Consider the following 19,965-nt stretch of genomic DNA (forward strand, 5'->3'; position numbering starts at 1 on the left):
CATCGTCTATGGACACCGAGTATATTGAACATAAAGGTGGAATATTTTGAACATATTTGAAATTATGTCACCCTTTTACTGATCCGGCGGTAATCCCTTCGACGATGTGTTTTTGCAAGAACAAGAAGAAAATTACGATCGGTAATACACTCAGGGTTAATCCAGCTAGAGCCAAATCCCATTGCTTCGTATATTGTCCAAAGAACGAGAATGTTGCGAGCGGAATCGTCCGCAGCTCAGGATTGCCCAAGACAAGGGAAGGAAGCAAATAGTCGTTCCAAATCCATAAGCTGTTCAGGATAATAATCGTAATCGACATTGGCTTCAGCAATGGGAATACGATTTTCCAAAACACGCCATAGGCCGAACTGCCATCCACTTTCGCTGATTCTTCAATTTCAAGTGGAATGGACTTAATAAAGCCATGGTAGAGAAACACATTGAGTGAAACACCAAATCCATAATAGCATGCGATTAATCCAAGCTTACTATCCATGAATCCAACTTGACTTGCGACACGCACAAGAGGAATCATGATCGATTGGAACGGAATCACCATCGCTGCAACGAATGCAAGAAAAACAAGATTATTGAATTTGGTGGACCTTCTCACCATCCGATAAGCAGCCATCGAAGAAATGATGACGAGACCCGCGTTACTCAACACGGTAATGAACAGTGAGTTGAAGAACGCCTGCGGAAACTTCATGATGCTCCATACTTTGGTGTAGTTATCCAAATAGAGTGAGCTTGGCAATTTCGCTGTGTTCGCCGCCAGCTCTGGGAAGGTCTTCAGCGAGTTCGCGATGACGAAGTAAAACGGAACTAAGAATAGTAAGGCAAGGAGAATACCCAATACCTCTAGACCAAATAAACGCCCTGTATACTTTTTGATGGAAGCCATTAGACCTCGACCTCCTTACGCTTGGTGTACATCACTTGGACAGTTGAAATGATCGCAACGACGATGAAGAATACTAGGGCCTTCGCCGTACCTAACCCATAACGGTTATTACGGAATGCTTCTTGATAAATGTTGATCGAAACGGATTCTGTCGAATTGAACGGTCCGCCTTTGGTTAGGGAGAAGTTCAGGTCGAAGATTTTGAAAGACCAGGAAATCGTTAAGAACAAGCATACCGTCACGGCTGGCATGATCAGCGGAACAATGATGTTGCGCAGCACTTGCATTCTTGAAGCGCCATCTATGTAGGCGGCCTCCAACATATCTTTGGGCACATTGGATAACGCTGCGATATAAATAATCATTAGGTACCCGGCACCCTGCCAAATGCTTACGATGACAATCGCCCAGAAAGCGGTAGGCGCATCGCCTAGCCAAGGCAGCTCGAAGAATCCGATATGAGTAAGATTCCCAAGTGTTGAGAAACCTTTCACGAAAATAAACTGCCAAATAAAACCAAGCAATAAACCACCGATGACGTTAGGCATGAAAAAGATGGTCCGAAGGACATTTCTCGTCTTCAGTGCTTGTGTCAGCAATAAAGCGAGCAGGAAGCCAACCAGATTCGTCAGAATAACATTCGTAACGGTCAAACGTGATGTAAAGCTAAACGCATTGCGATAATCCTTATCGTGGAACAAAATCTGTTTGAAATTGTCCAAACCATTGAATACGACTTTGGTTGTTACACCATTCCACTCCGTGAAGGAATAATAAATGCTCATCATAAATGGAATGAAGACCACGACACTAAAAAATAAAAGTGCTGGCCCAATAAATACCCACTGCTGTAACCATCCGGACAGCATTTTTTTTGTTTTCACTGGGAAATCCCCCTTACCCTCTGCTACTGTACATTTAGTATAAAACCGTGCAGCTCCCCCTAACACTGACAATCGTGATGCAATAGGTGGAATTTGTTGACCTCTCCTGCTACAATGTAGGGGAAAATCCCATTATAGTGCGCGCGTTCAAAACCTCTAATAGAAAACGAGCTGATCCCTTGTGATTCGACACAGCATTCGTAATAAACTCATCATTTTCCTGCTGATTGCGACTCTCGTCCCTTTCGTTACGTCCTTAGTCGTTTCCTATTACTTCACCAAACAGAAGGTTACAGAAGACACGCTTACGAACAATTCCGCCCTGCTGTCACAAGGTAAAACGAATCTTCTGAATTACCTCGACAGTATTGTCCAAGCCTCCTCTACCATCTATACAGGCGCACAGCTCTCCGAACTGGGCCAGTTTTATGAAATTATTCAACGGCAGCATGAAATCGACTATATGAGTGATAAAGTGATCAAAAGCGGTCTGCAAGTCATGTCTCATTCTGTCAAAGAAATCAAGCAGATCTACTTATATGCTTCTGTCAGTGACCGCTCTTATTTCGTCAACAATGATCTTGTTGCAGGAAACAGCGGGAAATATCCAGGCATTCTGCCATTCCCTGCGAACCAGCTTGTTTATTTCGAAACCACACATGCTAGCCACAATTACCATAGCGCGCTTAATGTGTATTCTGCTCCAACTCCTGTTCTCTCTATGCACCGTAATATTATGTACTCACCCAACAATACGTCCATCGGCGAGCTGGTCATTGATGTCAGCTTAGATCTTGTTTCCCAGATCTCGCAGCGTTTATTTACGCATGATCAGGAAGAGCTCTACATTTTAGATGAAACAGGACATATTGTATATGGACCTAACCCAGCCAAATGGGGGCAGTTCCTAGACGATCAATGGGGGAATGAAGCGATTCACAGCGAGCTCGATAAGGGGAGCTATGAGTGGAATAAAGGTTCGTTTGCCGGCATTACCATGTTTGAAAAAATGCAGACGAACTACGTCAGTTGGACGCTGGTGAAACGTCTTCCCTATGAACAACTTACACGAAATGCACGTCAATTAACGAAGATTAATGCACTGATCCTGACCTTCTTCATGCTCATTGTGATGGGGGGCACGGTGTTTATTTCCATCCGTTTCACTGCGCCGATTAAGCAATTGATTCGGTACATTACGCGCATTCAAACCGGCCAATCGGGGCTCGGGGATGTACAATCCGATATTCAGTTATCTCGAACCGACGAAATGGGTATTCTGGCGAATCGTTTCCATGGTCTCATGCAGGATCTGGATAATATGGTGATGCGGGAGTACCGCCTAGAGCTGGCGAACAAGTCCAACCAATTAATGGCGCTGCAGGCGCAAATTAACCCCCATTTCCTTAATAATGCCCTGCAATCGATCGGCACTTTGGCCTTGCAGCACGAGGCTCCAAAGATTTATGGACTTATCAATTCCTTAGCTAAAATGATGCATTACAGCATGAACACGAATGAATCGGTCGTTCCCCTGCGTAAGGAATTAGAGCATATTAAAGCGTATCTCGAGCTGCAGAAGCAGCGTTTCGAGCACCAATTTGAAATCGTCTATGACATTGAAGAAGGTACGCCAACCATTATGATGCCTAAAATGAGCCTGCAACCGCTTGTTGAAAACTATTTCAAGCATGGCTTTAAACCGAGCCAGTCTCAAGCGCCTGGCTTACTGCGCATAGCCTCATCTAACGTCGTAAGACCCCAAGGGGAATACTTACAACTGATCGTCGAGGACAATGGAGTCGGCATGACCGACCAACGTCTCGTGGAAGTGCGTGCTCGACTGCGGACACCTTCTGCTGCTGATGATGCTAACATTGGTCTTCACAATGTACTCACGCGTCTGCAACTCTACTTCCAAGACGATGCAACACTCGATATTGAACATGTACAACCGCAAGGTTTGCGGGTCATTATTCGGATTCCGATGAAAAAGGGAGTTAATTGACATGAAAGTCTTGCTTGTCGATGATGAGAAGCATGTCCGCGATGCAATTCGGTTGCTTGTGAATTGGAAGCAATTCGGGATCGATACGATATTGGAAGCGCAAGATGGCGAAGCAGCTTTAGCCATCGTTCAAGAGGAGCACCCTGAAATCATTATGACGGACATGATGATGCCCGTGATGAACGGTGTTAAGCTGCTTGAATGGCTTCACCTCCATGCCCCAGATTCCAAAACAATTGTGATCAGCGGGCATGATGACTTCTCTTTGCTGCGGCACACCGTCAAATATGGCGGTACGGATTATATTTTGAAGCCGATTGATCCCGACCAGTTGAATGAAGCGTTGGATAAAGCGATTGGGGCTTGGCTCAAGGAAGAAGAGGTTCGCAACACGAACCGTGAACTGCATATCGAGGTCAATCAATTCAAACCGATTTACTGGGACAAGTTGCTGACTTCGCTCATTTCTGAACCCAGCACCTATGAACCTGTTGCTGAACAGCTCGAACGGGAACTGCACGTGCCTAAGCACGTGGCAAGCTGTCGCGTAGCCATTCTGGATCTCGATACCATCGATGCTGCTATTAAAAGCAAATTCAATTCCAATCTCGATCTCTTGCTTTTTTCTTTGATTAACATATGTAATGAATTTCTCATGATGCATAAGCGCGGCTACGCCTTTAGACATCTGCCTAATCCTAATGAAATCGTCATACTCATCTGGTCGGCACCTAATCAAGCCGAAGAGCTGATCGAAGCGATCAATGATGGCATTCGCACAGCGCTGCATACGCGGGTCGACATCGGAATCGGTAGTGCGCACGCCTTCCCTGCGCAGCTGAAGCTGTCCTATCAGGAGGCGCGCGATGCACTGCGTCATCGCAATCTGAAAGCGAAGGACACATGGATACACACGTCTTGGCAGCCAGTGAAATCGGCGCAAGTCACGTTAACCTTTCATCAATATGAGGAAAGCATCCATTTAGCCATTCGCAGCGGGAATGTGGAGCAGATTGAGGACATTGTTGGGCAATGGATCGACGCTGTGAAGAGTTGTGAGGTCCTGACGCCGGAACAATTCGAGCTCTGGTGGGGGGAATACCGTGTCATGATGCGCCGCTGGGTGCAGCAATTCATTCCGAACAGCGGCGAGGATGAAGTGAACGCCTTGCTTCTTGAAGATCGAACTTCCTCGCTGATCGGACTTGACGAGAAAGGGTCGCTTTCCTTCTCTCTCTGGCAGCAGGAGCTTACACGCAGTCTCATTCAAGTGTCTAAACTTCATCTAGCGAGTCAGCACCAAGACAACAATGTCATCTTCGAAATCGCGAAATATATCGAAAAGCATTACCACGAAGATATTTCGCTTGCTGATATTGCAAGTCGTTTCTATCTCAGCCGGGAATATATCTCTCGTAAATTTAAACAAGAATTTGAAGTCAATCTCTCCGATTATTTAGGTCAAATTCGGTTGAGCAAGGCTAAAGTGCTGCTGTGCAACCCAAATCTTCGTATTTCACAGGTTGCGGAGATGGTCGGCTATCAGGATGAGAAGTATTTCTCCAAAGTTTTCAAAAAAATGTCGGGTATGACCCCCAATGAATATCGAAAAACAGCGAATTCTATCTAAAGTTCCGAGAAAATATGGGAATATGGTATACTAGTAGCAAGAGGTGATTTTCATGAGTATGCCCATTGAAAGTGCAACGGTGAATTCTTTTCCCCGCACGTCAAAAGCAACCCGGGTAAAGAAGAAAACGTACGTCATCTTATTCATGGGTTGGGTCATGCTGATCGCAATCGGAGTAGCAGCAACGATGATGTACACGAAACATCTGAGGCAACAAATCTCGACCGATATCGCACAGCAAACCCAGCAGCAATTACAAGTCATTCAACAAGATTATCAGAAGCAAGTCTCTCAATTGAAGGATAGTGTAACTTCCGATATGAAGACTTTGCAAGCCAAGGTGGATTCATTGAATGAATTATTGGCTTTCACCAAAGATAGCGCGAACAGCAAGACAGATAATAGCAATCAACTTTATACGCAGCTGACGGACGTGAAGAAGAAGCTTGATGAGCTGCAGAAGAATCTGGATGTGTTGAAATAATGACAGCGAATCCGATTCAACAGATTAACCGTGTACTCCTATTGGCCTGTGCCCCCTTCTTGGGCATGTTGATTTGGCTGCTTTTCGCCACCATGGACATTACTATTCCTTCCTGGTCGCCTGCCGCAGCTGAACCGATCAGCATTCATGCCGAAACGCTCACCATGGACACCATGCTGACCCAAGCGAATCAGGATGCCATTCAGACCAAAAGTATTATTCAGCAATATTTCCAGCTTTATGAGAAAAGCACAGCCGAAGTAACGGCCATGCTTCAAGTTGCAGCCGCACAAGCGGTTAAACCAGGACTTATCTACGATACCCGCATTACAGCCAAGCTTGGCAGTCCGCTGCGCCAAGCCTCCTCAGGGAATATTGATATTCGTCTATTTGCCCTGAATGAAAAAAACTACACAGGTTATGCTCTTAAAGTGAACCTCAAAACCGATAAGGCCGTTAAGCTCGTCCTTGGGAACGATAAGCTGGGCTCCAGCGAAACGACTCTTTCCGCAGCTAACCGTTACGGCGCCGTTGTCGGTGTGAATGCAGGAGGCTTCGCGGATGACAGTCGCGGAAGACGCTTTCCGTTGGACACTACTGTCATGAATGGCAAGTACGTGAATGGTTTCTTCCCAACGAACAACGATACGGCCTTCATCGGCTTGAACAAAGATCGCCAGTTGATCGGTGGCAAGTTCAGCTCCCAATCTGAGCTGGACAAGCTGAACCCGTTGATGGGATCGACCTTTGTGCCTGTGTTATTGAAAAATGGCAGCAAATTGCCCATTCCGTATCAATGGCAAAGCTCTCCTGCGCGAGCTGCGCGAACGGTCATGGCCAATTACAAGAATGACCAGCTGCTGTTCCTCGTGACAGACGGCTACGATGAGAGCGGCAATTCGGGCGCTACACTCGCCGAGCTGCAGGATAAAATGCAGCAGCTTGGCGTCGTCGATGCGTACAACTTAGACGGCGGCGGCTCTACCACGCTGGTTTGGGGCGGCAGCGTCATTAATCGCCCTTCGGACGGGAAATTGCGACCGCTCGCTACGAACTTCTTATTTTTCAAATAATTGCGTCGGCTCTTGTCGCACCCAGCCTCAAATTATTCACACAATGTTTGTTTCTTTTTTGGAGATCGTTGGGTATAATAAGCCTTAACTATGTCTATCGAAAACTTTTAGGAGGTGCAGCAATGTTCGGTTTATCCACTACATTTTGGCTCGTTAACTCTGTATTTCTATTGTTCCTAGTCGCGATGTTCACGGCTTCCTATAACGAGGACAAAACAAAAGGTCTGTGAGAAACACCAAAAAGCATCGCCTCTCCCCCTTGGAGAAAGCGATGCTTTTTCTTTGTTAAACTTAGGCTCTGGCTTTGAGCACGTTCATTTCAGTTATACATACGCCGCAAATGTAACGTTCTTTGAATTCACTGACACTTTCCATGCTGCCGCAAAATACGCATTTCGGACGATATCTCTCAAGAATGATATGGTCTCCCTGTACCAAAATTTCTACAGGATCGCCCTCATTCATTTGGTATCGCTTTCGTAACGATTTAGGTAGTACGATTCGTCCCAATTGATCGACTTTACGTACGACTCCAGCTGGCTTCATCATAGGACTTCACCTCTCTTTTCCCTATACGTTTTCAACGCTTCCCGCTAATTCAGATCGACTAACATCACTAGATCGAGCTTAGAAATTACTATTCGCCGTCATTTGTGAAAATCCTCCTACCATGCCTAGGAAAACTTTCTTTTCTTGTCAAAAATGTCGGGTCACCCCTAAAAATAATAGGGCTGAAGGCCTAATCTAGACCTACGAACCCCGTTTGACGCAATCCTTCATATAAAATAATGGCTGCCGAATTGGATAAATTTAGCGATCGAACAGCCCCGGACATCGGCAAGCGTATGAGCGTGTCTGGGTGCTGGCGCAGGAGTTCCTCAGGAAGACCCTTGGTCTCTTTGCCGAATACGAAGAAATCACCATCCTGGAAGGTAAAGTCCGTATAGTGCTTGCTCCCTTTCGTTGTCGCAAAGAAGAAGCGGTGGCCTTGGTAGGCCGTCAACACCTCATCGAAGGAGTCGTGGTAATCAATTTTAACGGAGTGCCAATAGTCTAGGCCTGCGCGTTTCAATGTTTTATCATCTGTATCGAATCCTAATGGACGAACAAGATGAAGATGTGCGCCTGTTGCCGCACATGTACGTGAAATATTACCTGTGTTCGCAGGAATTTCGGGTTCTACTAATACAATATGGAAAGCCATCTCTGTTGATTCACCTCATTATCTATCCTATTACAACCTGGCATGGATTGCAATTTAACACAGGGTTAACTTTATCTTAATATCGCGATGATAGAGCTCCTGCATACTAGAGGTATCCTTCATTAAAGGAGTCCTCTGCCCTATGAAAAAGAAAATTCTAATTGTTGACGACGAGCCTTCTATCTCGATGCTTATCGAATTTAACCTCAAGCTTGCTGGCTTTGAGGTACACTGCGTCTTCGACGGTGAAGCCGTCTTTGGCGCCATTCAAACCTTCCGTCCCGATCTGATCGTGCTCGATTTAATGCTGCCTAAAATGGATGGCTTACAAGTATGCCGCAAGCTTAGAGCCCAAAATAACCTCGTGCCAATCATCATGCTGACAGCCATGCAAGATCTCACGGATAAAATCGCTGGCCTCGATAACGGTGCAGACGATTATATGACCAAACCGTTCTCGCCGCAGGAGCTTGTCTCTCGAATTCAAGCGATTCACCGCCGTATCCAGATTCTTCCTTCCACGACCGAAGAAGCGCCCATTGCCATCGGGCAAATTTCCGTCCGCGCTGAGCAGCGCGAAGTCACACTGAACGGCAATCCGATCGAGCTGACACCGAAGGAATTCGAGCTCCTGCTGTTCCTTTGTAAGCACCGCGGCAAAGTGCTCAGCCGTCAGCAGCTGCTTCATGGCGTGTGGGACTACCATTTCCTCGGCGATACTCGCATCGTGGACGTCCACATCTCGCATCTTCGCGATAAGATCGAGCAAAACGCTCGACATCCCGAGTATATTATGACGATCCGTAACGTCGGGTACAAATTAACCGAGCCTGCGGTTAAGGAGTCTTACGCATAAATTACAGAGATTCGTGCCGATTCTACGCAAAAAAAAAGCCTAAAACATGCAACCCATGTTTTAGGCTCTTCTTCATTTAAGCTTTCATCTAAGCTTTCGCTTCTGCCGCCATTTGATGCTCGACCGATTCACTTAAGCGTTCTTTGCTCATGAGGAATGCTGCAACAACAGCTAAAGCTGTCGGAATCAGCGCCCACAAGAACGTATACGAAATTGAATTGGAAAGCGCTGCTGTAATCTTATCCAACACTGGCGTTGGAATTTGCGCACGCATATCCGGGGCAAGAAGGACGCGCGGATCGTTGAGAGCTGGATTATCCGTCATCGCACCTTGGCCGCTGCCCGCGAAAATATCCTTCAGCTTCGCGGTGAAATCATTACGCTGAATAATTCCGAAGAGCGTAATCCCTAATGTCATCCCAAGGGAACGAACGAAGGACACCGTTGCATTCACAGATCCGCGCTGTGCAGGTTCAAAGTGATGAATGGCAGAGTTGCTCAGAACAGAGAAGCTTGCACCAATTCCCACACCCACAACGATCATGCATAGCGTCACGTACCAACGCTCTGTATCTGGCGCTAATTTCGTCAACATGTACATCCCTGCAGCAAGAATTAACACAAAGATGATCATAATGTTGCGATATTTCATCTTATTCATCAGGATTCCGCCGCCTACCGCGGAGAACACGGACCCTACCATCATGGGCAGCAGAACAAGGCCTGAATTCGTAGCCGTACCGCCTAGCACGCCTTGAATATAAATAGGAATGTACACCGAGGCCGTAATAAAGCCCATCCCGCTTAATAAACCAAGCGCGTTACTCGTTGAAAATAAGCGAACTTTAAACATCGGGAACGAAATGATCGGTTCGACAACCTTTCTTTCAATGAACACAAAAGCAATCGCGAGGACCGCGAATGCAGCCAAAAGGCTAACAATCAACGTAGAGTCCCAAGCATATTTATTTCCGCCAAGCTCTAACGCAAACATGATGCTGACAACGGCGCCAACCAGCGTTAACGCACCCCACCAGTCAATCTTCTGTTTCGTATGAATCGGTGATTCTTTGTAGAACATTGCAATGAAGATAAGTGCTACAATCCCTAGCGGGATATTGACATAGAACACCCAGTGCCAGCTAATATAATCGGTAATATACGCGCCTAATAAGGGCCCAAAGATACTCGATAAACCGAATACCGCACCGAACATACCGCCTAGTTTACCACGTTGCTCTACTGGAACCGTATCAAACATGATCGTAAACGCGATCGGTATCAAAGCCCCGCCGCCAATCCCTTGAATCGCGCGGTAAATACTCAGTTGAACGATGCTTTGTGCTGTCCCGCACAGCATCGACGCCAGTAGAAAGACAATTAAACCGAAGATAAAAAATCGCTTCCGTCCAAACATATCGGACAATTTACCGAAAATCGGCATGCCTGCCATCTCGGCAACCATGTAGGCCGAAGTGACCCATACAAACTTATCAAGTCCTCCAAGATCTCCGACGATTGTTCCCATCGCTGTTGCAACGATCGTGTTATCCATCGAAGCCATAAGCATCGCAAGGAGGAGACCCGCTAGAACAAAGCCAACTCGATTCTGATTTTTCGCCATTGTTACACATTCCTTTACATTCATTTTCTTTTACAATTTTCGTGATTCCCTAACAACCGCATTTTTCTTCTTCTCCAGAAGCACCTTATACTCCACCAAATCAATTTCGCAGCCAGGTCCGATGACGACTTGGTTGCCGCGAACAACCTTTGCCCTCGTGTACTCCAAGTAAATATCATCACCCTCAATGACGGTTGCCGTAACTGCGGCATGGGGTGACGGTCGGAAGAAGAGGCTCAAGGGATGGAGCAAGCTCGCTTTACGAATTCGTATTTTCTCTCCGCCAATTTCCCTCGCCGTAGAGTCTTGGAACAATCGGATGTCAATATCCCCCGCGTTCAGCAATCCCCCAACAGTGAACATCCCCTTGAGGTTAAAGACATCAACTTCACAATCGCCACCTGCCGTGATTTGGCCCTTTAAACTCATTCGGTGACCTTGGAGGCGGCCTCTCACTTCCACCGTCCCAGAACCGCTAAGTACACCAATATCCGCATCTTCACTAATACTGACGGTACCCGAATTTTTCATTGTAGCGGTTCGCGTCTTGCCCGTCAACGCAAATGTGCCTACAACGCCAATATGCTCCGACAGGAGATCGCCTTCCATATCTAGCGTACCCATACATTTGAGATCCTGACACTGTACATCGCCTTCAATGGTCGCTTCACCGACAATTTTTACACGTCGATACTTACCGCCCGCCACCGTTGAGCTGCCAGTAATAGTCAAATTCGGATTTAGGGATCGTTTGTTCGCATATGTTCCCATTGTACATGATTCCTCCCTTCTAGGCTACAATTTTTCACTGTGCTTAATTTTTGAACCCTTATCTTGTTGAAGCTTGCCTGTATACTCAATTAACCCGATTTCACATCCAGGCCCGATCGTCACATCCGCACCCCTTACGATATCCGCAGTTGTATACTCTAGATAAATATGGTCGCCTTCAATCGTATGAGCGTTTAAATAATTGCCTATCGCCACGGGAAGGATCTTCAACCAACGCGAGAGATTAAGGCCAGGTTGCCTGCGGATTTGGATCCGTTCTCCACCAATTTCCCCAATCTCGCAATGTCCATGCAGCGTAATGATGACAGCGTCTGCATTCAAGGTTCCGATATGAAGCCTGCCATTGGCATTCAATTTCTCCACTTCACAAGCCCCCGTGATTGTGATAGCACCGTTTATTTCAAGCTGTTCACCTGAATAACTTCCCTCTATTTTGACCCGTCCATGAATCTGAGCCCGTCTCGCTTTCATTTGTCCTTGAATCGTAGCTGTTCCCTTGATATCCGCACTCGCCGCGGTTACATTGCCATTCACTTCAGCCCTGCCATTGACGATGAAATACGTACATGTAATGTCGCTCTCAATGCGACCGAGCCCCTCCAATTTGACAGCATGAAAATTCCCGCCATGTGTGGAGCCCATCCCTGAAATCATCAACGTGCGCTTGATGTCTGTGTTCACCTGAACCACCTCCTTAACTCGATGTCAGTATCAACTTCAATTCTTCTATTTTCTTAGCAATTGGGATGTTCAGCACAACCTTCACACCTGGCTCGACGAAAAATTCAGCTCCCGATGTTAGTAAGAGGAACAAGGTCACGCCCATTTTACGGATAAAAATCAAATCACACGGCTTACCCTCGAACTTGGCATATTGCTCTACCAACGTCTGAATCAGCTTCTTCCCTTCGTCTATGCTCATCTCCCCGGACTGCAAGCAATCCTCCAACAGGTACAGAAACAAGGTTTGTTCGAAGTTAAATACCGTTGCGAGTCCAAAAGTTGGAGACGCATATTCAATTGTTTGCAAGGAAACAATGTTTCGTTTCACTAGTTCAGTACTATCCATTTTGAGGTCGCTCGGAATGATCGAAAAAACATCCGCTAATTCATCCAACGACAAATCATCTTTCATATTCTTTATGCGATCAATGCGCGCTAACATGGAGGCCTTCGGAAAGAACGTTTCCTGCCCTGTAAAAGCCGACTTACGGATGAACCATTCCTCGGGGACTAAGTTTTTACGCTTCCAGCGATATAATTGACCATAAGATATACCCGTTAATTCAAGTAACTCTTTCTTGGAAATCAAATCTTCTTCCACCAAACATCCCTCCTTCACCCTAACAGTGTAACATAACATTGTTACGTTGAAAAGGTGGATACGCGATGAACCTGCCTCCTCCCAAATTGTAAAGGACGCCTTCACCGAAAACCTCATCCCTCAGTCGTATTTTTCGCACCCCGAGCTCCTTTTTCCACATAAAAAAACCACTCAGCAATCTGAGTGGTTTAACGATGTAAAAAACCTATTCAAACTTAAAATCATCATCCGATAACGCTTCAACGTGAATCGTTCGCACATAACCGTTTCCTTTTTTGGAGAAAAAGTCATGCTGCTTCGTCTTCGTGCTGAGCCCGTTCAACACGATCGGGTTGATTTCCTCTTCTGGGAACATCGGCTCAACGCCTAAATTCATAAACGCTTTATTCGCGTTGTAACGCAAGAAAGCTTTGACGTCGTCTGCGAGTCCAATCGGTCCGTACAGGCTGTCTGTGTAGCCTTCCTCGTTCGCATGAAGCTCCTTCAGCAACGCACACAGCGTCTCATACGCTTCGTCTTGCTCCGTCGGATGAAGCTCCGCGTAGACTTCTTGGGCTAACACACCGATGTACAAACCGTGAATGCTCTCGTCGCGCAGAATCAAGTCGATGATTTCGCCGCTGCTCGTCATTTTACCTTGCCCAGCAAGATACAACGGATAATAAAAACCGCTATAGAACAGATAGCTTTCTAGCAATACCGAAGCGGCCATCGCCAGATACAGATCTTTGGTCGTATTAATATTTTCATAGTAATGCGAAATTTTCGTCGCTTTAAATTGCAGATGCGGGTTCTTCTCTACCCATTGAAACAACTGGTTAATCTCTTCCGTTGTTGACAACGTCGTGAAGATTGAGCTGTAGGATTTGGCGTGAATCTGTTCCATCATCCCCATGAAGCTGAGCACAGCTTTGCGCTGCAGTCCGTCCACATGCTCCAAAATTTTCGGCATGCCAACGCCGCCTTGCATCGTATCCAGCAGCGTCAAACCGCCAAGCACCTTCATATATAGTTCGCGCTCTTGCGGGCTTAATGTAATCCAGGACATTTTATCATCGGACAGCGGAATCTCTTCATCCGTCCAGAATTGCATAATATTTTGATTCCAGAACGTTATCGTAAAATCGTCATCCGGCCGGTTCCAGTTCACCGCTTTGCGAACGATCGGTTTATTGATGGTTGGTGCCGTTGCACTTGTCATGAATGGTAGTCCCCTTCCCAATTATACCGAGCAGCTTACACATTCCTCAACGGATAGCTGATTGGTGCGTGTGTAGTAGAGCGATTTAAGTCCTTTGTGTGCTGCATAGAGGTATAATCTAGCAAGTTGTCTCGTTGAAACATCACTATTCACGTGCAAAATGGTCGAAATCCCTTGATCCACGTGCGTCTGAATCTCCGCAATCAGGTCTAGAATCTTGAACTGATCCATCTGGTACGCGGATTTGTAGTAGAAGAAATTATCGCGCGCCATGAACGGCATCGGATAGTACGTCGTCGAGTTCGCATACGTGCGAGTCTCGATCGGTTCTACGATCGGCATCACGCTGGACGTCGCATTTTGAATATACGAAATGCTCTGTGTTGGGGCTACGGCCAAACGGTACGCATGGTATAGACCGTGCTTCTGCACGTCAGCTTGCAACGCTTTCCAGTCGCTTGGCGTCGGAATCGACATACCTTCGAATAACGCTTTGACCTTATCGGTCAACGGACGGTAATCCGTTTCGATATAGCGGTTAAAGAAGTTGCCATTCGCGTACTCCGATTGCTCGAAGCCCTCGAACGTTTGATGGGATTCCTTGGCAATCTCCATACTTTTTTCAATCGAATAGAAGTTCATTGCCGCAAAGAAAGTGCGAACGAAATCTTTCGCTTCTGGGCTTTCATAAGCGATTTTGTTCTTGGACAGGTAGCCATGCAAGTTCATCACCCCAAGACCAACGGAGTGCAGCTCACGGTTCGCTTTCGCCACACCAGGCGCATTGGAAACCGTCGTCATATCGCTTACAGACGTTAAGGCAATCATGCCCTCGTGCACGGTTTCGCGCAGCTTTTTACGATCCATCACATTCGCAATGTTCATCGAAGCCAGGTTACAGCTAATATCGCGCAAAATCGTATCTTCTTGGCCGTAATCCGTAATTACTGAAGTTTCCTGTAATTGGAAAATTTCCGTACAGAGGTTGGACATCTTAATGGTGCCAATCCCTTTCAGGGCATGATCCTTATTCGCATTCGTGCGGTTCATCATATATGGGTAGCCAGATTCCAGCTGTGTTGTCGCAATTTTGGTAAGCATGTCGCGTGCGCTCATGACGACTTTCTTTCTCACTTTAGGATTCGCAAGAAGCTCATCATACATCTCATCCAGATCCATATCATCCATATGCTTGCCGTAAGCTTGAAGCACCGTATATGGCGCAAAAATATGTAGAGGCTTGTTCTCCTCTGCTAACTTATAAAACTTATTCGGAACAATCAGCCCGATGGAAAGAGTTTTCAAACGGGATTTCTCATCCGCGTTGATTTTTTTGCTGTCTAGGAACTCCATAACGTCCCAGCCGAAAATGTTGTAATACGCCGCGCCTGAGCCTTTGCGTTGACCCATTTGATCCGCATAGGAGAACGCATCCTCCATCAGCTTCAGAACAGGCATAATGCCTTTCGCTGCGCGCTCCACGCCTTTGATCGATTCCCCGCGTCCGCGAAGCTTGGATAAGTTCACGGCTACGCCGCCGCCAATTTTGGAAAGCTGCATGCACGTCGCCAAGACATAGTTGATGGAATTCAACGAGTCGTCCATCTCCAGCAAGAAGCAGGAGACCATCTCACCGCGTCGGCTTTTGCCTGCATTAAGGAAGGTCGGTGTCGCTGGCTGCAAACGCTGCTCCATCATGGAGAGAGCTAACGTACGCGCTGTTTCCGCGTTGCCGCGTCCTAGATATAATGCAACGATCGCCACGCGATCTGGGAAATGCTCGAGGTATAACGTCTTATCATCACTGCGCAAAGCGTAATCTGTATAAAATTTCGATGCTGCCATATAGGATGCGAATTCGAATTGATTGTCGTGGGCCACTTGGTACACACTGTTAACTTCATCTTCTGTGTATTTCTCATACACGTTCTCGTAGAAGTTATTCTCGATCATATAGCGAACCTTCGAAGAGGTATCGGGGAAAGTGAGGCTCTTACTGTGGACTTCCTTCATGAAGACTTCAACAGCTTCTTTATCCTTCTCTAATTGAAAAAAACCATCCGTACCGCGCTGCATTAATTCATTATTAAGCTCAATGTGCCGCAATTGCCTGTACCCCCTGAACGAATCTTTCTACATCTTTCTTGGTGCCTGATAATTCAAATTTCGTTAAAACAGGAACATCATAGAGTGCTGAGATTGTATCTGCGCTTTTGGCGAAGCCGTCTCCCCAATTGCGGTTGCCGCTTGCTGCGACGCCTTGAAGTCGAGAGGAATTGCTTTCCAGGAATGAAGCTACCTTGGGGGAACTTGACCAAAACCGGTTGTATACGTCACGAGCACAAAAGGCTCGTCCATTGTCATCGCATCCTCGATTTGAACTGCGGGCATTTGGAGCTTCGCAATAAATCGTCGAACATTTCCAGTTTTCGAATCGTAAGCAATCAACATAGCTTCCGTCTCCTATCTTTTTCAATTCTCTCTAACTTGATCCGTCACGAGCAGGCTAACCTATATGTAGTAATCAATCCAAATCTAGTGTCTGTCAATGGTGTGCAGAACCACCCATCAATCGACAGATTTTGCACTTATCCAAAGACTCCGTAATCGATCCAAAAAGCTGAAAACCTGCGCTGCACCTTCATTTTCAGCTCTTTTCGAGCCTGAAATTAGCAATCTCGCAATGCGCTTTTCATCACGACATCTAGTTGATAGATTCAAATTTATATCAATATATTGTGTTTGTCAACGAGCATAATGACCTATTTACAACGCCAAAACACCTAATCCTAGACAGGGCGTGGCTCGATAGGTTTCAAAATATTTTTTTTGAAAATCACTTGATTTTTTTCGAAATTGTCGAAACAGCTAGGACCATTATCACCTACTAGATCTAGTTTCCGATGACCGTTCCCGGCATCGTTTTTAAACCCTCTCAGCGACCCTTTGAGCGCCTCTTAGCGTATGGAGCGAACATTCATCCTTCCAACGAAAAAAAAGCTACTCACGCGCACACGAGGTGGCAGGAGTAGCTCCATTGTTTTCCTTAACTGTTGCGTTGTTGGAAATCCTTCATGAAATCAGCAAGTGCTTTACATGATGCGTAAGGTACTGCATTGTACGTAGATGCACGAAGACCGCCTACGCTGCGGTGACCTTTCAGCCCAACGAATCCGTTCTGTTCCGTTTCTTTGATGAATTTCTTCTCCAACTCTTCATCTTGCAGACGGAATGTGATATTCATCATGGAACGGCTTGCCGCATCCACAGGGCCACGGTAGAAACCATTGCTTCCATCGATTGCTGAATAAATAAGTCCTGATTTTTCTACATTATTTTTCTCAATCACCGTTAATCCGCCTTGCTCCTCAATCCATTTCAGAACAAGATTCACCATATAGATCGAATACGCAGGCGGCGTGTTATATAAGGAATTGTTTTTGCTGTGTGTGCCATATTGCAGCATAGTTGGGATCTTTTTTGGCAAATCCACGAGCATGTCGTCTTTGATAATCGCAACGGTCACACCGGATGGTCCAAGGTTCTTCTGAGCGCCCGCATAGATCATGCTGAATTTCGACACATCGATCGGACGGCTAAGAATATCACTCGACATATCCGCGATCAACGGGATATTGCCTGTCTCAGGGAAGCTTTGGAACTGTGCGCCTTCGATCGTTTCATTGGAAGTCACATGCAGGTAAGCTGAATTCGGATCCACATTGATTTCGCTGAGAGCAGGGATCTTCATAAACTTCTGTTCTTTCGAGCTTGCCGCGAGCGACACTTCACCGAACAACGCTGCCTCTTGTACTGCTTTCTCTGCCCATGCGCCTGTCAGCACATAGCTGCCCACTTTGCCTGGCTTCAAGAAATTCATAGGAATCATAGCAAACTGAGAGCTTGCTCCGCCTGTTAAGAACAGAATTTGGTAGCCATCTGGAATCCCAAAAATCCGCTTCAATAGCGCTTGCGTTTCATTATGGACTTGCTCATATTCCGCGCTGCGGTGAGAAATTTCCATGATGGACATGCCGATACCTTTGAAATCAACAAACTCCTCTTGCGCTCTCTGAAGGACTTCGAGAGGTAAAGCCGCAGGCCCTGCGTTAAAGTTATAGGCCCTGTTTCCCATGAGTGACCACACCTTTGCTTTTGTATTATGGCTATGATAGCAATATTCTGGTCAAGCATCAAGTAAAAACTGCCAGTCATTATACGAGACTAGGTAGAATCCCTCTGTAAATTGCAACCATGTCCTCCAGCTTCATCCGAACCAGTCCACTGGAAGATGGACACACATAATCCACGACACCTTGTACCATCGGATGGGGTTGAACTCCCCAAGCCATACCTCTTCGGCCGCTATATTGCTCGTAGACGCCCTTTCCTACGAAACATACAAGCTTGGGGCGATAGTATTCGATCTTCTGTTTCAACAGAATTCGACCTTCGCGATATTCCTCTGCCGTAATTTCTGCTGCTGTGAGCGAGGGGCGCGCCACGATATTCGTAAACCCATAGCCGATATCCAGCATATCGCCATCTTCTTGAGGCTTGTATAGGCGCGGTGTAATACCAGCTTGATAAAGAATCCGATAGAAGCGATTGTTAGGATTCGCGTAATGATGGCCTGTTTCACCAGATCGGATACTGGGATTATACCCAACGAAGAGGATTTGCAAATTTTTACGCACATGATCCGAGATCGCCGCTAACATGACATACTACACCGCTTTCCTTTTATAAATTTCAAATTCTCATAAGATTTGCCTAACACGGCCGACACGTCCCCATGCAGCCAGGATTCCACAATCGTACTATATACGGATCGAAAATCAACTTCATACTTGAGGTCCCCATTATTCAAGTTGCTCAGACTCGGATAAGCGCCATACAGGCCGCCTTTCACTTTTCCGCCAAGTACAAACATCGGGGCAGCCGTACCGTGGTCCGTTCCCCCATTGCCGTTCTCTTTGACACGTCGTCCGAACTCCGAGAACACCATGACAACAACGCGGTCTTGCAAGCCTTGGACTTCCAAATCATTGTAGAAAGCTGTCAAGCCTTCATCCACTTGTGTCAGCGTGCGCTCGTGCTGCAACTTCTCATCGGCATGGTCATCAAATCCGCCTGCTTGTACCTGGAACAATCGCGTACCTGATTTCCCTGCGAGCAGTTTCGGAATGACTTGCAAGTCTTTCGCAAAGTTCGTGTTCGGATACGTAACCTTATTCGTATATGCTGTTGTTAACGCTTGGATCGCTTCAACACTCTTGTAAGCATCGGTCCCGCGCGCAGCTACGACCCGAAGTTGATCCATTGAATTGGCGCCGTACATATCTAGGAAGGCTTTGGAGATTCTATTTTTGTCTAGCGCAGCTGTTTGGGGATCAAAGACATGATAAGTGTCGAGGGATTGAATCACGGGAAAACTCAACGTATCCGAGGCAAAAGCTTTACTTCCCGCGCTGCCGATTTGAATGGCTTTTAACGGATTGGTGTTGCCTTTAAGGGAAGATTGGACATATCGCGCCAGCCACCCGCTTCGGCTTAGTTTCGCCGGCTCCGCCGTTTGCCAAATTTCCATGGATCGGAAATGAGAATGATTCGGCTCTGGATAGCCGACGCCTTGGATGATCGCCATTTTACCTAATTTATATAAGGCTGCCAAGCCCGCAAGACGAGGATGCAAGCCAACTTCGTTGTTAATGGCGTGAACATCTTTCTGCTGGTAGGCAAGTGTTGGCCGCGAATCGTAGTAGATGCCTTGCCCATAGGGGATCAGTGTGTTGATGCCGTCATTGCCGCCATTTAATTGCACGACGACCAACACAGGTTCATCAAACTCCGATGACGAGCTTACATGGAATAATTTTTTACCCGTTTCTGTAAAAAGGGCTCCGCCCAATCCCAAGGTCGCGAACAATGTCGTCCCTTTGATTAGAAAATCTCTTCTCGTCAGCTTCACGAACTCACCT

At 46.5% G+C, this 19,965-nt stretch carries 18 protein-coding genes and 1 pseudogene; 5 read left to right on the top strand and 14 right to left on the bottom strand.

Translation table 11 applies throughout. The features are described from left to right. Window positions 1–67 precede the first annotated feature (67 nt). Together MJB10_RS20825 and MJB10_RS20830 are read right to left on the bottom strand one after the other, a co-directional pair. A complete protein-coding gene (locus MJB10_RS20825) occupies window positions 68–904 on the bottom strand; it encodes a carbohydrate ABC transporter permease (RefSeq protein WP_314797913.1) in 837 nt (278 codons plus the stop codon). Beyond that, on the bottom strand, window positions 904–1,773 hold the full coding sequence (locus MJB10_RS20830) for a carbohydrate ABC transporter permease (RefSeq protein ID WP_314805791.1): 870 nt from the start codon (window positions 1,771–1,773) through the stop codon (window positions 904–906). The genes MJB10_RS20825 and MJB10_RS20830 overlap by 1 nt, the downstream gene beginning before the upstream one ends. Window positions 1,774–1,969: 196 nt before the next feature. On the opposite strand from MJB10_RS20830, the gene MJB10_RS20835 reads away from it, so the two are divergent. Genes MJB10_RS20835 through MJB10_RS20850 form a run of 4 tightly spaced genes read left to right on the top strand, consistent with a single transcriptional unit; the run spans window position 1,970 to window position 6,983 of the window. Then, window positions 1,970–3,796, top strand: a complete 1,827-nt coding sequence (locus MJB10_RS20835; protein WP_314797916.1) for a cache domain-containing sensor histidine kinase — start codon at window positions 1,970–1,972, stop codon at window positions 3,794–3,796. A 1-nt stretch (window position 3,797) separates the two neighbouring features. Then, a complete protein-coding gene (locus MJB10_RS20840; RefSeq protein ID WP_314797919.1) occupies window positions 3,798–5,426 on the top strand; it encodes a response regulator in 1,629 nt (542 codons plus the stop codon). A 52-nt stretch (window positions 5,427–5,478) separates the two neighbouring features. After that, window positions 5,479–5,910, top strand: coding sequence for a hypothetical protein (locus MJB10_RS20845; RefSeq protein WP_314797922.1), 432 nt, complete (start codon window positions 5,479–5,481; stop codon window positions 5,908–5,910). Continuing rightward, entirely contained in the window at window positions 5,910–6,983 is a 1,074-nt protein-coding gene (locus MJB10_RS20850) for a phosphodiester glycosidase family protein (RefSeq protein ID WP_314797925.1), read from the top strand. The genes MJB10_RS20845 and MJB10_RS20850 overlap by 1 nt, the downstream gene beginning before the upstream one ends. Window positions 6,984–7,274: 291 nt before the next feature. Here MJB10_RS20850 and MJB10_RS20855 read toward each other — a convergent pair whose 3' ends face one another. Both MJB10_RS20855 and trmL read right to left on the bottom strand, forming a co-directional pair. Further along, the gene (locus tag MJB10_RS20855) at window positions 7,275–7,529 is read right to left on the bottom strand and encodes an AbrB/MazE/SpoVT family DNA-binding domain-containing protein (RefSeq protein ID WP_314805793.1); all 255 of its coding nucleotides are present in this window, start codon (window positions 7,527–7,529) and stop codon (window positions 7,275–7,277) included. 193 nt (window positions 7,530–7,722) lie between these two features. After that, window positions 7,723–8,187: a tRNA (uridine(34)/cytosine(34)/5-carboxymethylaminomethyluridine(34)-2'-O)-methyltransferase TrmL gene (trmL, locus tag MJB10_RS20860; protein ID WP_314797928.1), complete on the bottom strand. Its 465-nt coding sequence runs from the start codon at window positions 8,185–8,187 to the stop codon at window positions 7,723–7,725. A 142-nt stretch (window positions 8,188–8,329) separates the two neighbouring features. Between trmL and MJB10_RS20865 the strand changes: the two genes are divergently transcribed. Further along, the gene (locus MJB10_RS20865) at window positions 8,330–9,043 is read left to right on the top strand and encodes a response regulator transcription factor (RefSeq protein WP_314797931.1); all 714 of its coding nucleotides are present in this window, start codon (window positions 8,330–8,332) and stop codon (window positions 9,041–9,043) included. Window positions 9,044–9,131: 88 nt separating this feature from the next. Here MJB10_RS20865 and MJB10_RS20870 read toward each other — a convergent pair whose 3' ends face one another. The 10 genes and pseudogenes from MJB10_RS20870 to MJB10_RS20915 all read right to left on the bottom strand — a co-directional run bounded on the left by MJB10_RS20870 (window position 9,132) and on the right by MJB10_RS20915 (window position 19,955). Continuing rightward, the gene (locus MJB10_RS20870; RefSeq protein ID WP_314797934.1) at window positions 9,132–10,667 is read right to left on the bottom strand and encodes an MDR family MFS transporter; all 1,536 of its coding nucleotides are present in this window, start codon (window positions 10,665–10,667) and stop codon (window positions 9,132–9,134) included. Between the two features lie 30 nt (window positions 10,668–10,697). Further along, window positions 10,698–11,438, bottom strand: a complete 741-nt coding sequence (locus MJB10_RS20875) for a hypothetical protein (RefSeq protein WP_314797935.1) — start codon at window positions 11,436–11,438, stop codon at window positions 10,698–10,700. Between the two features lie 24 nt (window positions 11,439–11,462). Then, entirely contained in the window at window positions 11,463–12,140 is a 678-nt protein-coding gene (locus tag MJB10_RS20880) for a polymer-forming cytoskeletal protein (protein WP_314797937.1), read from the bottom strand. 13 nt (window positions 12,141–12,153) lie between these two features. Next, window positions 12,154–12,783, bottom strand: coding sequence for a YhbD family protein (locus tag MJB10_RS20885; protein ID WP_314797939.1), 630 nt, complete (start codon window positions 12,781–12,783; stop codon window positions 12,154–12,156). 205 nt (window positions 12,784–12,988) lie between these two features. Continuing rightward, window positions 12,989–13,984 (bottom strand): class 1b ribonucleoside-diphosphate reductase subunit beta, encoded by a 996-nt coding sequence (gene nrdF / locus MJB10_RS20890; RefSeq protein WP_314797942.1) that lies wholly within the window; start codon window positions 13,982–13,984, stop codon window positions 12,989–12,991. A gap of 21 nt (window positions 13,985–14,005) precedes the next feature. Then, window positions 14,006–16,090 carry a class 1b ribonucleoside-diphosphate reductase subunit alpha gene (gene nrdE / locus MJB10_RS20895; protein WP_314797944.1) on the bottom strand — a complete coding sequence of 695 codons (2,085 nt, stop codon included), beginning with the start codon at window positions 16,088–16,090 and terminating at the stop codon, window positions 14,006–14,008. Further along, window positions 16,077–16,435: pseudogene (gene nrdI, locus MJB10_RS20900) on the bottom strand (class Ib ribonucleoside-diphosphate reductase assembly flavoprotein NrdI). Before nrdI ends, nrdE begins: the two are co-directional and overlap by 14 nt. 595 nt (window positions 16,436–17,030) lie before the next feature. Further along, window positions 17,031–18,119: a 3-phosphoserine/phosphohydroxythreonine transaminase gene (gene serC, locus MJB10_RS20905; RefSeq protein ID WP_314797946.1), complete on the bottom strand. Its 1,089-nt coding sequence runs from the start codon at window positions 18,117–18,119 to the stop codon at window positions 17,031–17,033. A gap of 79 nt (window positions 18,120–18,198) precedes the next feature. Further along, window positions 18,199–18,705, bottom strand: a complete 507-nt coding sequence (locus MJB10_RS20910) for a mismatch-specific DNA-glycosylase (protein WP_314797949.1) — start codon at window positions 18,703–18,705, stop codon at window positions 18,199–18,201. Beyond that, window positions 18,699–19,955, bottom strand: a complete 1,257-nt coding sequence (locus MJB10_RS20915; protein WP_314797953.1) for a DUF1501 domain-containing protein — start codon at window positions 19,953–19,955, stop codon at window positions 18,699–18,701. The genes MJB10_RS20910 and MJB10_RS20915 overlap by 7 nt, the downstream gene beginning before the upstream one ends. Between the last annotated feature and the right edge of the window lie 10 nt (window positions 19,956–19,965).

It is taken from the genome of Paenibacillus sp. MBLB1832, assembly GCF_032271945.1.
In the GTDB taxonomy this organism is placed as follows: Bacteria; Bacillota; Bacilli; order Paenibacillales; family NBRC-103111; genus Paenibacillus_E; species Paenibacillus_E roseopurpureus.

Bases quoted from the DNA above. Each gene is read 5' to 3' on its own strand.
- MJB10_RS20825 (WP_314797913.1), bottom strand. From the start codon at position 904: ATGGCTTCCATCAAAAAGTATACAGGGCGTTTATTTGGTCTAGAGGTA.
- MJB10_RS20830 (WP_314805791.1), bottom strand. From the start codon at position 1,773: ATGCTGTCCGGATGGTTACAGCAGTGGGTATTTATTGGGCCAGCACTT.
- MJB10_RS20840 (WP_314797919.1), top strand. From the start codon at position 3,798: ATGAAAGTCTTGCTTGTCGATGATGAGAAGCATGTCCGCGATGCAATT.
- MJB10_RS20845 (WP_314797922.1), top strand. From the start codon at position 5,479: ATGAGTATGCCCATTGAAAGTGCAACGGTGAATTCTTTTCCCCGCACG.
- MJB10_RS20850 (WP_314797925.1), top strand. From the start codon at position 5,910: ATGACAGCGAATCCGATTCAACAGATTAACCGTGTACTCCTATTGGCC.
- MJB10_RS20855 (WP_314805793.1), bottom strand. From the start codon at position 7,529: ATGAAGCCAGCTGGAGTCGTACGTAAAGTCGATCAATTGGGACGAATC.
- trmL (WP_314797928.1), bottom strand. From the start codon at position 8,187: ATGGCTTTCCATATTGTATTAGTAGAACCCGAAATTCCTGCGAACACA.
- MJB10_RS20865 (WP_314797931.1), top strand. From the start codon at position 8,330: ATGAAAAAGAAAATTCTAATTGTTGACGACGAGCCTTCTATCTCGATG.
- MJB10_RS20870 (WP_314797934.1), bottom strand. From the start codon at position 10,667: ATGGCGAAAAATCAGAATCGAGTTGGCTTTGTTCTAGCGGGTCTCCTC.
- MJB10_RS20875 (WP_314797935.1), bottom strand. From the start codon at position 11,438: ATGGGAACATATGCGAACAAACGATCCCTAAATCCGAATTTGACTATT.
- nrdF (WP_314797942.1), bottom strand. From the start codon at position 13,984: ATGACAAGTGCAACGGCACCAACCATCAATAAACCGATCGTTCGCAAA.
- serC (WP_314797946.1), bottom strand. From the start codon at position 18,119: ATGGGAAACAGGGCCTATAACTTTAACGCAGGGCCTGCGGCTTTACCT.
- MJB10_RS20910 (WP_314797949.1), bottom strand. From the start codon at position 18,705: ATGTTAGCGGCGATCTCGGATCATGTGCGTAAAAATTTGCAAATCCTC.